Annotated in this window: 11 protein-coding genes; 8 read left to right on the top strand and 3 right to left on the bottom strand. The window is 73.6% G+C overall.

Features of this window, described 5'->3' with window-relative positions:
• Positions 1-93: 93 nt before the first annotated feature.
• Positions 94-1,266, top strand: a complete 1,173-nt coding sequence (locus ACFYOB_RS32510; RefSeq protein WP_388566090.1) for an acyl-CoA dehydrogenase family protein — start codon at positions 94-96, stop codon at positions 1,264-1,266.
• A gap of 9 nt (positions 1,267-1,275) precedes the next feature.
• Here the strand turns inward: ACFYOB_RS32510 and ACFYOB_RS32505 are convergent, their stop codons facing one another.
• A complete protein-coding gene (locus tag ACFYOB_RS32505; protein WP_328924932.1) occupies positions 1,276-1,728 on the bottom strand; it encodes a cell division protein SepF in 453 nt (150 codons plus the stop codon).
• 283 nt (positions 1,729-2,011) lie between these two features.
• On the opposite strand from ACFYOB_RS32505, the gene ACFYOB_RS32500 reads away from it, so the two are divergent.
• The 3 genes from ACFYOB_RS32500 (at position 2,012) to ACFYOB_RS32490 (ending at position 5,619) form a co-directional block, all read left to right on the top strand.
• Positions 2,012-3,346 (top strand): DUF5685 family protein, encoded by a 1,335-nt coding sequence (locus ACFYOB_RS32500; RefSeq protein WP_388566201.1) that lies wholly within the window; start codon positions 2,012-2,014, stop codon positions 3,344-3,346.
• A 478-nt stretch (positions 3,347-3,824) separates the two neighbouring features.
• Positions 3,825-4,721 (top strand): S1 family peptidase, encoded by an 897-nt coding sequence (locus tag ACFYOB_RS32495; RefSeq protein ID WP_388566088.1) that lies wholly within the window; start codon positions 3,825-3,827, stop codon positions 4,719-4,721.
• A gap of 103 nt (positions 4,722-4,824) precedes the next feature.
• Positions 4,825-5,619, top strand: coding sequence for a hypothetical protein (locus ACFYOB_RS32490; protein ID WP_388566086.1), 795 nt, complete (start codon positions 4,825-4,827; stop codon positions 5,617-5,619).
• On the opposite strand, the gene ACFYOB_RS32485 is transcribed toward ACFYOB_RS32490, so the two are convergent.
• Positions 5,552-6,379, bottom strand: coding sequence for an alpha/beta fold hydrolase (locus tag ACFYOB_RS32485; protein ID WP_388566084.1), 828 nt, complete (start codon positions 6,377-6,379; stop codon positions 5,552-5,554). The genes ACFYOB_RS32490 and ACFYOB_RS32485 overlap by 68 nt on opposite strands.
• Before the next feature lie 143 nt (positions 6,380-6,522).
• Between ACFYOB_RS32485 and ACFYOB_RS32480 the strand changes: the two genes are divergently transcribed.
• Both ACFYOB_RS32480 and fxsBH read left to right on the top strand, forming a co-directional pair.
• Positions 6,523-6,702, top strand: coding sequence for a hypothetical protein (locus ACFYOB_RS32480; protein ID WP_388566081.1), 180 nt, complete (start codon positions 6,523-6,525; stop codon positions 6,700-6,702).
• Positions 6,703-6,722: 20 nt separating this feature from the next.
• Positions 6,723-9,014 carry a radical SAM/SPASM protein FxsBH, inactivated beta-hydroxylase extension form gene (gene fxsBH / locus ACFYOB_RS32475; protein ID WP_388566079.1) on the top strand — a complete coding sequence of 764 codons (2,292 nt, stop codon included), beginning with the start codon at positions 6,723-6,725 and terminating at the stop codon, positions 9,012-9,014.
• Between the two features lie 327 nt (positions 9,015-9,341).
• Here the strand turns inward: fxsBH and ACFYOB_RS32470 are convergent, their stop codons facing one another.
• The gene (locus ACFYOB_RS32470) at positions 9,342-10,433 is read right to left on the bottom strand and encodes a DUF3533 domain-containing protein (RefSeq protein ID WP_388566077.1); all 1,092 of its coding nucleotides are present in this window, start codon (positions 10,431-10,433) and stop codon (positions 9,342-9,344) included.
• A gap of 240 nt (positions 10,434-10,673) precedes the next feature.
• Here ACFYOB_RS32470 and ACFYOB_RS32465 point away from each other — a divergent pair, with 240 nt between their 5' ends.
• Positions 10,674-14,189 carry a DNA polymerase III subunit alpha gene (locus ACFYOB_RS32465; RefSeq protein ID WP_388566075.1) on the top strand — a complete coding sequence of 1,172 codons (3,516 nt, stop codon included), beginning with the start codon at positions 10,674-10,676 and terminating at the stop codon, positions 14,187-14,189.
• Entirely contained in the window at positions 14,186-15,193 is a 1,008-nt protein-coding gene (locus ACFYOB_RS32460; protein WP_388566072.1) for a hypothetical protein, read from the top strand. Before ACFYOB_RS32465 ends, ACFYOB_RS32460 begins: the two co-directional genes overlap by 4 nt.
• The last annotated feature ends 112 nt before the right edge of the window (positions 15,194-15,305 follow it).

The following is a 15,305-nucleotide window of genomic DNA, read 5'->3' as shown; positions in this document are numbered from 1 at the left end:
GTGGGGCTGGATTTGCCCGGCGCGGACGCATAGCGTCGGCGGAGCGTAAAACTCGCGCTGCTAGGTTCTGTACTCAGGCCTTCGGGAGGCCCCGTGTCCGCGTTCCTGCCCCTTGATCCGCTCGGGCTCGACGAGCTCCTCGGGCCCGAGGACCTCGCGATCCGCGACACCGTCCGCAGCTGGGCCGCCGACCGCGTGCTGCCGCACATCGCACAGTGGTACGAGAGCGGCGAGCTGCCCGGGATCCGGGAGCTGGCCCGGGAGCTCGGGGCCATCGGGGCGCTCGGCATGTCCCTCACCGGGTACGGGTGCGCCGGCGCCAGCGCCGTTCAGTACGGTCTCGCCTGCCTCGAACTGGAGGCCGCCGACTCCGGCATCCGCTCGCTGGTCTCCGTCCAGGGCTCGCTCGCCATGTACGCGATCTGGAAGTACGGCTCGGAGGAGCAGAAGCAGCGCTGGCTGCCCGGCATGGCGGCCGGTGAGCTGATCGGCTGCTTCGGGCTGACCGAGCCCGACGTCGGCTCCGACCCCGCCGCCATGCGCACGTACGCGAAGCGCGACGGCACCGACTGGGTGCTCAACGGCCGCAAGATGTGGATCACCAACGGTTCCGTCGCGGCGGTCGCCGTGGTGTGGGCGCAGACCGACGAGGGGATCCGCGGGTTCGCGGTGCCCACCGACACCCCCGGGTTCTGCGCGCCGGAGATCAAGCACAAGTGGTCGCTGCGGGCCAGCGTCACCAGCGAGCTGGTCATGGACGACGTACGGCTGCCCGCCGACGCGGTGCTGCCGGAGGTCACCGGGCTCAAGGGGCCGCTCGGCTGCCTCAGCCACGCGCGGTACGGGATCATCTGGGGGTCCATGGGCGCGGCGCGCGCCAGCTTCGAGTCCGCGCTCGGCTACGCGAAGACGCGCGAGCAGTTCGGCAGGCCGATCGGCGGCTTCCAGCTCACCCAGGCCAAACTCGCGGACATGGCCCTCGAACTCCACAAGGGCATCCTTCTCGCCCACCATCTGGGCCGGCGGATGGACGCGGGCACCCTGCGGCCGGAGCAGATCAGCTTCGGCAAGCTCAACAACGTCCGCGAGGCCATCGAGATCTGCCGCACCGCGCGGACCATCCTGGGTGCCAACGGGATCTCACTGGAATACCCCGTCATGCGGCACGCCACCAACCTCGAATCGGTCCTCACCTACGAGGGCACCGTCGAGATGCACCAACTGGTGCTGGGCAAGGCGCTCACCGGGCTCGACGCCTTCCGGTGAGGGCCCTGCCTAGCTCTGGTTGAAGAACTCGCGCGAGCGGCCGCCGGGCTCGCCGCTCACGATCTGGGTGTCGGCCGGGGTCAGCAGGAAGACCCTGGTCGCCACCCGCTCGATCGAACCGCGCAGCCCGAAGGTCAGTCCGGCCGCGAAGTCGACGACGCGCTTCGCGTCGCCCGGGTCCATCGACGACAGGTTGACGATCACCGGGACACCCTCGCGGAACAGCTCGCCGATCCCCCGTGCGTCACGGAAGCCGTCCGGGGTGACCGTCGCGATCCGACGGCCCTGCTCGACGGCCGACTCCGACGCCACCCTGACCCGGGGGTCGGTGACCCACTGGTCGCCGGGCCCGGACACCGAGCCACCCTGGGCGGCCTCCGCGTAGTCGTCGTCGTAGTAACGCTCGTCGTCGCTGTCCTCCACGAGACCCAGCCAGGCACTCGCCTTGCGCACCGAACCCATGGACGCCTCCTTTCACCGCGGTCAGTCTGTCTTCTCTCCGCTGCCCCTATGGTCGTCCATGATGCTGACAACGCGCCAAGTGGATAGTCGCCGCGCACGGGTTTCGTGACGGTACTGGTGCAGAACATGCGTTGCACGATCAAGGATCCAGACGGCTACCACTGCTGACTGAGTGAAAATACGACTGTCGCGTCCGTACGGGTGAGCGACGGGGACGTACGGGTGAAGAATCCGGCTCGATACCATGCCGGGCAGGCACGCGTACGACACACGGGGGAAGCAGTTGTTCGGCATCGTCAGACCATGCACGCACCGGCTGGGGGAGCGGTTCAAAGCGGAGTGGATGGCTCATCTTTGCGGGCTGTGCCTGGCACTTCGGGGTGACCACGGCCAGTTCGCCCGGATCGTCACCAACTACGACGGGCTGCTCGTCTCCGTTCTGACGGAGGCTCAGTCCGGTCCGGCGCCCGGCGCCCGCCGCACCGCGGGCCCCTGCCCCCTGCGCGGGATGCGTACGGCCCCGGTCGCCAACGGCGAGGGCGCCCGACTCGCCGCGGCCGTCTCGCTCGTCCTGGCCTCCGCGAAGGTACGGGACCACGTGGCGGACCGCGACGGGCTGTTGGCCCGCGCCCCCATAGCCGCGGCCGCCCGCAAGGTGGCCCGCGGCTGGGACCGGGCCGGCGCCCGCACCGGGGCCTCGCTCGGCTTCGACACGGCGGTCCTGGTCGACGCCGTGGACCGGCAGGCGGGCATCGAGACGCTGGCCGGCCTCGGCACGCCCGTACTCGTGGTGACCGAACCGACGGAGACCGCGACGGCCGCGGCCTTCGCCCATACCGCGCAGCTGGCCGGACGGCCAGGCAACGCCCCCGCGCTCGCCGAGGCGGGCCGGTACTTCGGGCGGCTCGCGCACCTGCTGGACGCGGTGGAGGACCGGAGCGCGGACGCCGCGGCGGGCGCCTGGAACCCGCTCACCGCCACCGGGACCTCGCTCACCGAGGCCCGGCGGCTGTGCGACGACGCCCTGCGCGGCATCAGGCTGGCGCTGCGCGAGGTCGAGTTCGCCGACGCGGGACTCGCCCACCGGCTGCTCGTGCACGAGCTGCGCACGTCGGTGGACCGGGCCTTCGGGACCAGCAGCTGCGGGCATGTCGAGGCGAACGCCGCCGGTCAGGGGCAGGGCGGCTACGGACCGCCGCCGCAGGGCTACGCACCGCAGGGCTACGCACCGGGCGGACCCGGCCCGTACGGCAGCGCTCCGTACGGGGGCGGCAACCCCTACGCGCCGGGTGCTCCCGCCCACGCTCCGGGCGGGCCGGGCATGCCGCCGCCCATGGGGCCCGGTGGTGGAGGCGGAGGCGGTGGCGGTGGTGGTGGCGGCGGGCTGCCCCCGCAGAAGCCGCGCCGCGGGCTGCTCGCCGGCTGTGCGGTGGCCCTCGGGCTGTTCTGTACCTGCCAGCTGTGCTGCACGGACCACGAGGGTCCGTGGTCGCGGAAGAAGCGCGACCCCTGGTGCGACGCTTGCGAATGCGGCAACTGCAATTGCGATTGCTGCAACTGCTGCGGCGACGGCGGCTGCTGTGACGGGTGTGACTGCGGCTGCGACTGCGGCTGCTGAACCCCTTTCAGATTCCGCAGGTCCGGACGGGCTACCTCACGGTTCCCGTCCGGACCGGTGTGGAAGGGGTGCGGGATGAGCGATGACGCAGACGATCCGCCCGTCGACCGGCGGGAAGGGGGAAGGGCGCGGCAGCCGGGTGGGCGCCGTGCCCTGCGGGACCGTCACGCCGACCGGCACCCCTCCCGGACCCCGTCGGGGTGGACTCCCGGGCCGGCCGATTACCTGGAAGGTCGAATTCCGGCCGTTCCGGGGGAGGCTCGGGGCGCCGCCCCGGAACATGCTGCTCTTCGATGCGGCGGCGGGAGAGCGGCGGCTGAAAGGCGCCCTTGCGACCGGTAACTGACGCCCCCACACTCCCGACAGTGCTTGTCAGGGACACGGCGCAAAAGCGTGCACTTCCCGTGCCCCGACTGCGCCTCACGGGCTCCGGCACCCCCACGACCGCCGGGCCCCCGACCCTCTCGGAGGACGAGAAGTGAGGATCAAGAGCATCACCCGTACCAGGCTGCTCGCGGTGGCCACCGGCCTGGCCGCCGTCGCAGCGCTCGCCGCCCCCACCGTCGCGAACGCGGACGCGAGCCGGGACGGCAAGGAAGCGGTGTTCAGCCCCGCCCAGCTGGCCTCGGCAGGCGCATCCGTCCTGCGCGCCAATGTCGCCGGCACCGCCTGGCACACCGACCCCGCCACCGGGACCCTCGTGGTCGCCGCCGACTCCACCGTCTCCGCCGCGGACATCGCGAGAATCAAGCGCGAGGCCGGAGCCGATGCCGGGGCCCTGCGCATCGAGCGCACCCCGGGCAAGCTGACCAAGCTGATCTCCGGCGGCGACGCGATCTACGCGTCGAGCTGGCGCTGCTCGCTCGGCTTCAACGTGCGCAGCGGAAGCACCTACTACGTCCTGACCGCCGGGCACTGCACCGACGGCGCGGGCACCTGGTGGACCAACTCCTCCCACACCACCACCATCGGCGCGACCGTGGGCTCCAGCTTCCCCACCAACGACTACGGGCTCATCCGTTACGACAACACCTCGCTCGCCCACCCCGGCACCGTCGGCAGCCAGGACATCACCAGCGCCGTCAACGCCACGAACGGCATGTCCGTGACCCGGCGCGGCTCCACCACCGGAACCCACAGCGGCACGGTGACCGGCCTCAACGCCACCGTCAACTACGGCGGCGGCGACATCGTCTACGGCATGATCAAGACCAACGTCTGCGCCGAACCCGGCGACAGCGGCGGCCCCCTCTACTCGGGCACCCGCGCGGTCGGCCTCACCTCCGGCGGCAGCGGCAACTGCTCCTCGGGCGGGACCACCTACTTCCAGCCCGTGGTCGAGGCCCTCAACGCCTACGGGGTCAGCGTGTACTGATCCCCGGGGCCGGGTAGGAGACCCGCCCGGCCTGCGGCACGATCGTGAGCCCCTGCCCAACTCCTGGGCAGGGGCTCGCCTTTGGGGGAGAGGGGCAGCGCACATGGCCAGTGCACCTTCCGGACGGGGAGGCCCCGCGCCCGACGCGCAGCGCCGGATCCGGCGCAACCGCTGGCTTTTCACCGCACCACTGGTGCTGCTGTGCGTGCTGGCAGCCGTCCTCGTGTGGGAGATCGTGCGCGGGAACGTCCCCGATGCCTCCCGTTCGCACTGGCCGTGGCGCCTTCAGCTGATGAGCGCCGAACCGCTGGCGAGCCTGCTGGCCGTCTCGGCCGGTACCGTCCTGGCGCGGGCCCAGTACGCCCGTACGGTACGGCCCGCCCTGGGCTGGCGGTCCGAGTTCGTGGCGGGCCTGCTGCCGGGCACGTCGAAGGCCTGGAGCGTGGGAGTCCTCAACGGCGGCCAGCACAACGTGGTGGTGGAGCGCGTGGACTACCGGCTTCTCCTGGCCGGGGACCCGGACGAAGGGCAGGGCGAGGCGGAGTGGACGGGCCTGGCGGGCGTCGGCGACCGGCTGGCCGGCGCCGGGCTACGGGCAACGGTCGACTTCAGGCTCATAGGAATGGGGCCGGGATACCCGCTGGTGGCCACCGGTACGTACGAGACCGTCGGTGTGGGGGTGTTCTCGAAGCGGTTCATCGACGAGGTGCGGGCCTTCTACATGCGCATACAGGTGATGGACAGCGTCGGCGACACGCACGAGCGGATCATCCAGTGCCTGGAAGGCGCCCGCGAGGCGGTGGTCGCGCCGGTCGAAGAGGAGCCTGCGGTCACAACAGCCAGTCCAGGGCCTCCGGCTGCGCGTACTGCGCGGCGAAGTGGCCGGCCCCGGGCTTGATCACGACTGTGCTGTGCTCGATGTGTCCGGCCAGCCAGCGGAAGTGGCCCAGGGGGGAGAAGGCGTCCTCGGCGCCCCGCCAGAGCAGGACCCGGCCGGGGATCGAGCCGGGGTCGAAGCCCCAGGGGCGGCAGAAGGCCAGACTGTCGTCCAGCCAGCCGTACACGGACGTGCGCAACGCCTCCCGGTAGTTCTCCAGGATCACCTCGTGCACCTGGTGGTCCGAGAGGACCGGCAGGTCGGCGTCGGAGAGATCCGCGCGCAGCTCTTCGAGCAGCCGGTGCGGATCGCTGCTGATCGCCGCTGCCCGGGGAGTGAGCCGCCGCTCCAGGGCCGCCGGATCGCGCACCGCGAGGGCGTAGTGCTCCACGTTGTGCGGGGTCATTCCGGCGAACCAGTCGAGTCCGGCTCCGTCCCACGGCGCGAGGCTGACCAGGGCGGCCGTCCCCGTCACCCGCTCCGGCAGCAGCGCCGCGCAGGCGAGGGCGTGCGGACCGCCCCCGGAGCGGCCGACGACGGCGAAGGTGTCCACGCCCAGGGCGTCCGCCACGGCGGCGGAATCCCCGGCGGCATCGGCCACCGTCCGCCCCGGGGAGCGCTCGGAGTCCCCGTAGCCGGGCCGGTCGTAGGCGAAGAAGCGGATGTCCGGGTAGCGATCCGTGATGTCAGGCAGCGCGGTCCCCAGCCTGCTCCCCGGCATGCCGTGGTGCAGGAGCACGGGGAAACCGTCCGGCGCACCCCAGACCTCCGCCACGAGCATGCGGCCGTCTCGTGCCCTCACCTCGACGCGCACTACGCCTCCGTGGTCTTTCGGCGTGCTGCGGATGTCTCTAGTCTCATGACCACAGCTCCACTGATGGAATCTCATGATGGAAACACAGCCACGACCTTGAGGGGGGAACCGTGACGAACACCCAGGAGCAGCCCGCCGTCCCGACGGTGCCGCAGGAGCACCACGCCGCCCGGCCCCGCCTGTCATCGCTCACCGCACGGGGCGCGGACGCCGACCGGCGCATCGCCCGGCTGCTCCCCGAGGCGACCCTTTCCGGCGCGCGGACGGTCACCTTCAACTCCTCCCTCTGAGCGCGGCGCACCCCGTCGCGATGGAGCTCCCCGGGGACGGTGCCGCGCGGCTCGTCCCCTTCCGCGAGTTCGTGGTCAAGGTGCACAGCAGATGCGATCTCGCATGCGACCACTGCTACGTCTACGAACACGCGGACCAGAGCTGGCGGCAACAGCCCAAGGCACTCTCCGAACCGGTGGCGGAACGGGTGGCGGCACGACTCGCCGAGCACGCGGCCACCCACGGCCTGCCCTCGGTGACCGTCATCCTGCACGGCGGCGAGCCCCTGCTGGCCGGCCCCGCCCGGCTGCGGACGCTGTGCGAGGTGCTCACCCGCGCCCTCGACGGGGTGGCCGGACTCGATCTGCGCATCCATACCAACGGGCTCCGGCTGGGCGTCCCCTTCCTCGACCTCTTCTCCGAGTACGGGGTCAAGGTCGGGGTGTCCCTCGACGGCGACCGCACGGCCAACGACCGGCACCGTCGCTTCGCGGACGGCCGTTCCAGCCACCCCCTGGTCCTCAAGGCGCTCGAACTGCTCAGACAGGAGCGCTACCGGCACCTGTACCAGGGCCTGCTCTGCACGGTGGACGTCGAGAACGACCCCCGCGCGGTGCTCGACGCGCTCACCTCGCTCGAACCGCCGCGCATCGACTTCCTGCTGCCGCACGCCACTTGGGAGACGCCCCCGGCCCGGCCCGACGGGCTGCCCGTGCCCTACGCCCGGTGGCTCCTGCGGGCCTTCGACCACTGGGAGACGCAGGGCAGGCCGGTGCCCGTCCGGCTGTTCGACTCGCTCCTGAGCACCTTGCGGGGCGGGCCGAGCCTCACGGAGTCGCTCGGCTTGGCACCCACGGACCTGGTCGTCGTCGAGACCGACGGCACGCTGGAGCAGGCCGATTCGCTCAAGACCGCTCACGAGGGCGCCGCCGCCACCGGTTTCGACGTCTTCCGGCACAGCTTCGACGAGGTGGCCGCCCACCCCGGCATCCGGGCCCGGCAGTCGGGCCTCGCGGGCGTCAGCGCCGAGTGCCGCCGGTGCCCCGTGGTGCGTTCGTGCGGCGGAGGCCTCTACGCGCACCGCTACCGGGACGCGAACGGGTTCGACAACCCCTCCGTCTACTGCACCGACCTGCGGGAACTGGTGGACGGGGTCGAAGCGCGCACCGCCCCTGTCGTCATCGCGCCCGAGGTCGCCGGGCCCGCCGTCCTCATGGCCTCCCAGCAGGAGCTGACCCGGGTACTGCTGGCCCGGCTGCACAGCGACATGGGGGAGGCCGGGGGCGAGGACTGGCAGCACTCCTGGGAGCTGCTCGCGGCCGTGGAGGCCGCAGCGCCGGACGCCCTGGACACCGTAGTGGACCATCCGTACACCCGTGCGTGGGTGCTCGCCGCCCTGGATTCGGTACGCCGGGGGCGGCCCCCGGGAACGGAGCCGGTCCGGCAGTTGTCCGCGCTGGCCGCGGCGGCCGTGGTGCGAGGGCGGCTGGACATGACCGCGACCGTGGTCCACCAGGGCGGCGCGCTGTACCTGCCCACGCTCGGCCTGCTGCGCACCGGCGCGTCCGCCGAGGAGGGCCGGGCCGGGATCAGGGCCGCCGACGCGGGGTTCTCCGTACGGGAAGGCGGCACCGAAACCCGCTTCGGGCTGTCCGAGGAGGGCCCGCGCTGGCAGCCCGTACGGCTCCTTCCGGGAACCGGGGCGTGGGTGCGGCCGATGGCTCTGGAGGACGTCGACCCCTACCGCGACTGCTTCTCCCGGCCGCCCTCGCCGCGACTGGACGGAGCCGGAGCCGAGGGCTGGCAGCGCCGGCTCGGCGCGGCCTGGACGCTGCTGCACCGCACGGTGCCGGCCCTGGCGCGGGAGACCGCGGCCGGCCTGGGCACGCTCACACCCCTCGCGGACGGAGCGGGCGCCGGCCCGGGGCGCGCGGGGCGGCGCGGGCCCGGCGCGCTGGGCGTGACCTGCTCGGCGGGCGTACGCGGGACCGCCCTGGCGCTCCTCACCGGGCGGCGGCGGGCCCGGCTGCGCGAGTTGACCGAGGTGGCCGACCTGTACGCGCTGGACGGGGAGTGGCTGCACGAATCCCCTTGGCGGGAGCGGCCGGTGCCGGTGTCGGAGCTGCTGGCCGATGTGTACGCGCGGGTGGCGGCCGAGGAGTACCGGCGGTCGCAGGGCCGCGGGGACGGGGACGGGGACGGCGGGGATGGTGACGGCGACGGGGATGCGATCAAGCGCGCCCTGGACCGGCTGTCCGGCGCGGCGGAGCTGACGGTGAGCGGCAAAGCGGTCGTGGGCGAACTGCGCAGGGAGTTCGAGTCGGGGGCCTGAGGCGTAAGGACGGGCGTCACGTGCGGGAGTAGAGCAGGGGCGCCGCCGAGCGGGCGCGCTCCAGGGTCCTGGTCGTGCCGGCGGCCGAGATCCCGGGTACGGTCGCCGAAACGGTGGCGGGCGCGGGCGAACCGATCCACCGCGCCTGACCGTTGCCCGCGGCAAAGCCCCGGGACTCCCCCCAGCCCCCAGCCCCCGCCTCGATCGCCGACGGGCCGGATGTCCGGGCGGGACCGGGTGTGGGGCGGGACCGGGAAGGGCCCCGGCCCGGCGCAGCCGAGCCCTCGCTTTGCGAAGCCCCCGGCAGGGTCTCCCGCAGCGGGGCCCTCACCCCGCCGAGCCCCCGGCAGGGCCCGGCAGCCCGCTGCCCACGGCCGCCCCCGGACGGCCCCTGCGGAACGCCGCGCAGGCCAGCGTGACCGCGGAGCCGAGCACCGCCCAGCCGGCCAGCACCAGCATCGGCCCGGCCAGGTCGTTGCCCTTGAAGTACGTGATGGAGCGCGCGGCGTACGTACCGGCGCCCGGGGGCAGGGCCGGGCCGATGGTGCTCCAGAACGGCGGCAGCAGCGGGTACGGGTAGGCGCCGCCGGCGCTCGGGTTGCCGAGCACCACGACCAGCAGGATCGCCAGACCGATGCCGACCACGCCCGCCAGCCCCTGAAAGGCCAGCGTGATCGCGCCGACCGCGAAGACGACCAGCGTCCCCAGCCCCCACAGGCCCATGAGGGAGCCGGGCAGCGCGTCCAGGACCGGGCCGGCGATGACCGCGCCGAGCAGTCCGGCGGCGATCGCGTACACGAGCAGCGCGCCGAGCCGGATGACGGCGCGGGCGGAGTTCGCGGGCCGGGCGCCCGCGCTGATCGCGAGGATCGCGGCGCACAGGTAGCCGCCCACGCACCAGCCGATGACCAGGTAGAAGGAGCTCAGGCCACGGCTGTCGCCCTTGTAGGCCGGGGCCACGTCGATGACCCGGACCGTCCGGCCCTGGGCTCTTTCGGCCGCGCCGACCACCCCTTCGAGGGCCTGCGAGAGAGCGGCCCCGGCGCCGGAGGCGACCAGCAGCCTGTCGGTCCGGTCGGCCGGGTCGATGATCAGCGCACCGTCCACGTCCCGGTTCTCGATCAGGCCGACCGCGGCGGCCTCGTCCTTGGCCGTACGGGGGTCGAGCGGCTTGCCGGGCAGGGCGGCGAGCTGCCGCGCGGACCGTTCGGCGACCTGGGCGAGGGGGGCGGTCACGGCGATCGGGATCTCGCTGGGCTTCGGGTGGTGGAAGGCGCCGATGTACGAGGCGATGAAGGCGAGCTGGAGCGCCAGCACCCCCAGGACCAGCAGCGCCGCCCGGATGGTCACGGCGTCCTTGATCTCGGCGAGGAAGCCGCCGGACCGGCCTGCGTCGGTGTTCTGGGTGGGCTGGGTCATGTCTCACACGCTCGGCGTACCGGGGGCGGCACGCAGCAGGGGCGGGCCGAATGGATGACCGGGACGGACGCCCCGCACCGATGCCCCGCACCGGTGCCCCGCACCCCATGCCCCGCACGTCCCGCACGGGCGTCCCGCACCGGCGTCCAGGATGATCGAACAAGTGTTTCGCACGGATATTCGAATTGCTCTATGGTGGATGACGGGGGGAGGTTCATCGAGCGAAGCAGGAGGCCGCGGGTGCCTGGTTTTACGCATCTGCACACCGTTTCGGGGTTCTCCATGCGCTACGGAGGCTCGCACCCGGAACGACTGGCGGAGCGTGCCGCCGAGCGGGGCATGGACGCCCTCGCCCTGACCGACCGCGACACCCTGGCGGGCGCGGTCCGGTTCGCCAAGGCGTCCGCGAAGGCCGGCATCCGGCCCCTGTTCGGTGTGGACCTGGCCGTGTCGCCTGCCGCGTCGCCCGCCGGACCGCCCGCCGCGGGCTCGGCCGGGTCGGGGGGCCCGGCCGGGTCCGGAACGACCGGGTCGGCCGGCTCCGCCGAGGCCTCGTACCGGCGGCGCAACCCCGTCAAGGGCGGGGCCTTCATCGACGAATCGGCTCCGCGCGCGGTGTTCCTCGCCCGCGACGGGGCCACCGGATGGGCCGAGCTGTGCCGGATGGTCACCGCCGCCCACGCGGGGGACGGGGACGCGGGACGACAGCCGGTGCTGCCCTGGAGCGCCCTGCGCGGCGAGGGCGTCTTGGTCCTGCTCGGGCCCGGTTCCGAGACGGGGCGGGCGCTCGCCGCGGGCCGCCCCGACCGGGCCGCCCGGTTGCTCGCGCCCTGGCGGGATGTCTTCGGCGACTCCCTGCGCCTGGAAGCCGTCCACCACGGCCGCACCGGTACCGGACCCGGATCGCTCCGGCTGGCCGCCCGTACCGTCGGCTTCGCCGCCGAGCAGGGCGTCCCGGCCGTGCTGACCAACGCCGTCCGCTACGCCGACCCCGGCCAGGGCCCGGTCGCCGACATCCTCGACGCGGCCCGCCGCCTGGTCCCCATCGACCCCCGCGCCTCCCTCGACAGCGGCGAACGCTGGCTCAAGGACCCCGGAGCCATGGCCGAGGCCGCCGACCGCATCGCCCGGGCCGCCGGCCTGCGCCCCGCCGACGCGCGGCGCCTCCTCGCGGAGACCCGGCACACCGCCGAGGCCTGCTCCGTGGACCCCGAGGACGACCTCGGGATGGGATCCGTGCACTTCCCCGAGGCCCGCCTCGTCGGCGCGGCCCACCGCAGCGCCCAGCGGGTCCTCGCCTCCCGCGCCTCGGCCGGCATGGTGCTGCGCGGGTACGCGGACGACCGCGCGTACTGGGAGCGGATGCACCACGAGCTCGACATCATCGCCTACCACGGCTTCGCCTCGTACTTCCTGACGGTCGCCCAAGTGGTCGACGACGTACGGCTGATGGGCATCCGTGTGGCCGCCCGCGGCTCCGGCGCCGGCTCCCTCGTCAACCACCTGCTGGGCATCGCGCACGCCGACCCCGTCGAGCACGGCCTGCTGATGGAGCGCTTCCTGTCCAAGCGCCGGCGCGTCCTGCCCGACATCGACATCGACGTGGAGTCCGCCCGCCGGCTGGAGGTCTACCGGCGGATCATCGCCCGGTTCGGCGCCGAGCGCGTCGCCACCGTCTCCATGCCCGAGACCTACCGGGTCCGGCACGCCATCCGCGACGTCGGCGCCGCCCTGTCCATGGACCCGGCCGCCGTCGACCGGCTCGCCAAGGCCTTCCCGCACATCCGGGCCCGCGACGCCCGCGCCGCGCTGGAGGAGCTCCCCGAACTGCGCGACGTACGCGGGGAGTCGTACGGGCGGCTGTGGGAGCTCGTCGAATCGCTCGACGCACTGCCGCGCGGGATCGCCATGCACCCGTGCGGGGTGCTGCTCTCCGACGCCTCCCTGCTCGCCCGTACCCCCGTGGTGCCCACCAGCGGCGAGGGCTTCCCCATGTCCCAGTTCGACAAGGACGACGTGGAGGACCTCGGGCTGCTCAAACTCGACGTGCTGGGCGTACGGATGCAGTCCGCGATGGCGCACGCCGTCGCGGAGATCCGGCGCGGCACGGGGGAGGAGCTGGACCTGGACGACCCGGCGCAGGTACCGCCGGGCGACCGGGCCACGTACGAGCTGATCCGCTCGGCCGAGACGCTGGGGTGCTTCCAGATCGAGTCCCCCGGTCAGCGGGACCTGGTGGGACGGCTCCAGCCGTCGACCTTCCACGACCTGGTGGTCGACATCTCCCTCTTCCGGCCGGGGCCGGTGGCGGCCGACATGGTGCGGCCCTTCATCGAGGCCCGGCACGGGCGGGCGCCGGTGCGCTTCCCGCACCCGGACCTGGCGGACGCGCTGCGCGAGACGTACGGGGTGGTGGTCTTCCACGAGCAGATCATCGAGATCGTGAACATCATGACCGGCTGCGGGCGGGACGAGGCGGACCGGGTGCGGCGCGGGCTGTCCGACCCGCAGTCGCAGGGGCGGATCAAGGTCTGGTTCGCGGCGAAGGCGGGCGAGCGCGGCTATCCGGTGGAAGTGATCGGCCGGGCCTGGGAGATCGTGGAGGCCTTCGGCAGCTACGGATTCTGCAAGGCGCACGCGGTGGCCTTCGCGGTGCCCACCTACCAGTCCGCGTGGCTGAAGGCGCACCACCCGGCGGCCTTCTACGCGGGGCTGCTGACCCACGATCCGGGCATGTACCCGAAGCGGCTGCTGCTGGCGGACGCACGGCGACGGGGCGTGCCCGTGCTGCCGCTGGACGTGAACCGGTCGGCGGCCGCCCACCGTATCGAACTGGTGTCCGATGCGCCTCGGGTGTGGGGGCTGCGGCTCGGGCTGTCCGACGTCCACGGCATCAGCGAGGCCGAGGCGGGCCGGATCGAGGCCGGACGGCCGTACGCCTCCCTGCGCGACTTCTGGGACCGGGCGCACCCGGGTCGCCCGGTGGCCGAACGCCTCGCGCAGGTCGGCGCGTTGGACGCCTTCGGAGCCAACCGGCGTGACCTGTTGCTGCACTTGACCGAACTGCACGGGGCGCAGCGGGCGGCCGGCGTACGCGGTCCCCAACTCCCCTTGGAGGGCGGCCGGTCCACGGCCTCCGTCGGGCTGCCCGACCTGACCGACGCGGAACGGCTCAGTGCCGAGCTGGGCGTCCTCGGCATGGACGCCTCGCGGCACCTGATGGCGGACCACCACGCCTTCCTGGCGGAGCTCGGGGTGATCCCGGCGCGGCGGCTGAGGGATGCCGGGCACGGGCAGACGGTCCTGGTCGCGGGAGCCAAGGCGGCCACCCAGACCCCGCCGATCCGGTCCGGGAAGCGGGTCATCTTCACCACGCTGGACGACGGGACGGGCCTGGTCGACCTCGCCTTCTTCGACGACAGCCACGAGGCCTGCGCACACACCGTCTTCCACTCCTTCCTGCTGCTGGTACGCGGCGTCGTGCAGCGGCGGGGCCCGCAGAGCCTGAGCGTGGTCGGGGCGGCGGCCTGGAACCTGGCCGAGCTGGTGGAACTGCGGGCGGCCGGCGGGCTGGACGCGGTCGCGGCCCGGCTCGCGGAGCGGCTGCCCACCACGCCCGGGCCCGCCGACCCGGGTCGGCGCATCCAGCTGTCCACGGGGTACGAGATGAACCCCTGGGCCGACCTCCAGCCGCCGGGCTCCGGCCCCGCGACCGGACGCAAGCTGTGGCACTCCAGCCCGGGGAGCGCGGGATGAGCACCGTGATGTGCCTGCGGCTGCACCCCGCCGACGGCGGCCCGCTCGGGGCGGACGCGTACGCCGGGGTGCTCGCGCTGCTCGGCGGGATCACCCCGGCCGTGCAGGCCCTGCCGCCCGACGCGGCCCTCGCCGATGTCCGGGCCGCGCTGCGGTACTTCGGCTGCGACGCCGCCGGGCTGGCCTCCGTGATCCGGGTCCGGGCCCTCGCCCTGTACGGCGTGGACGCCTCCGTCGGTGTGGCCGGCAACCCCATGCTGGCCCGGGCGGCGGCCCGCGAGGCCCGGCCCGGGGCGACCCTGGTGATCCCCGACGAGCCCACCGCCGCGGCCGAGTTCCTGGCCGGCAAGCCGGTCACCGCCCTCGACGGCGTCGGCCCCAAGGCCGCCCGCACCCTGTGCTCCTACGGCCTCGACTCCGTCGGCAGGGTCGCCGCCGCCCCGCCCGCCGCCCTGCGGCGGATCCTCGGCGCCCGGCTCGGCCGTGAGGTGCAGGAGCGCGCCCTCGGGATCGACCGGACCCCCGTCCGGCCGGGCGCGGCCGCCCGCGCCGTCGCCGCCGAGCGGGCCTTCGACCGGGACGAGCTGGATCCCGTACGGCACCGGCGGGCCCTGCTCTCGCTCACGGAGGAGCTGGGCGCGAAGCTCCGTACCCTTCGTACACAAGGGCAGGGCCCGGGGCAGGTCTGCCGCACCCTCTCGCTCACCGTCCGCTGCGCCGACCGCACCACGCTCACGCGGACCCGCACCCTGGCCGAACCCACCGCGCACTCCGCCGCCTTGACCGCCACGGCCTACGCCCTGTACGCCGGGCTGGGCCTGCAGCGGGCCCGGGTCCGGGCGTTGTCCCTGCGTGCCGAGGACCTGACCCCGGCCGAACGGGCCACGCGGCAGCTCAGTCTGGACCCCGAGGACGAGAAGGCCCGCCGTCTGGAAGCCGTCACGGACCGCGTCCGCGCCCGCTTCGGACCGCACGCCATCGCCCGCGGCACGCTCGCGGCGTGACTGCGTAGCACCGGAGGATCGCCCGACACGCGAGTTTTTACCGACGCGTAACTTCCCTGTGTTGCTACTCACCCGTAATTTAGCGTCAGCAGCGCCCCCTTGTGATCCGGAT

The sequence above is a fragment of the Streptomyces sp. NPDC006463 genome (genome assembly GCF_042870715.1).
Lineage (GTDB): Bacteria > Actinomycetota > Actinomycetes > Streptomycetales > Streptomycetaceae > Streptomyces.
The sequence above is the reverse complement of the archived record's forward strand: the minus strand, read 5'-3'. Positions and strand labels throughout refer to the sequence as shown.

Bases quoted from the DNA above. Each gene is read 5' to 3' on its own strand.
- ACFYOB_RS32505 (WP_328924932.1), bottom strand. From the start codon at position 1,728: ATGGGTTCGGTGCGCAAGGCGAGTGCCTGGCTGGGTCTCGTGGAGGAC.
- ACFYOB_RS32460 (WP_388566072.1), top strand. From the start codon at position 14,186: ATGAGCACCGTGATGTGCCTGCGGCTGCACCCCGCCGACGGCGGCCCG.
- fxsBH (WP_388566079.1), top strand. From the start codon at position 6,723: ATGGAGCTCCCCGGGGACGGTGCCGCGCGGCTCGTCCCCTTCCGCGAG.
- ACFYOB_RS32490 (WP_388566086.1), top strand. From the start codon at position 4,825: ATGGCCAGTGCACCTTCCGGACGGGGAGGCCCCGCGCCCGACGCGCAG.
- ACFYOB_RS32470 (WP_388566077.1), bottom strand. From the start codon at position 10,433: ATGACCCAGCCCACCCAGAACACCGACGCAGGCCGGTCCGGCGGCTTC.
- ACFYOB_RS32485 (WP_388566084.1), bottom strand. From the start codon at position 6,379: ATGCTCGTGGCGGAGGTCTGGGGTGCGCCGGACGGTTTCCCCGTGCTC.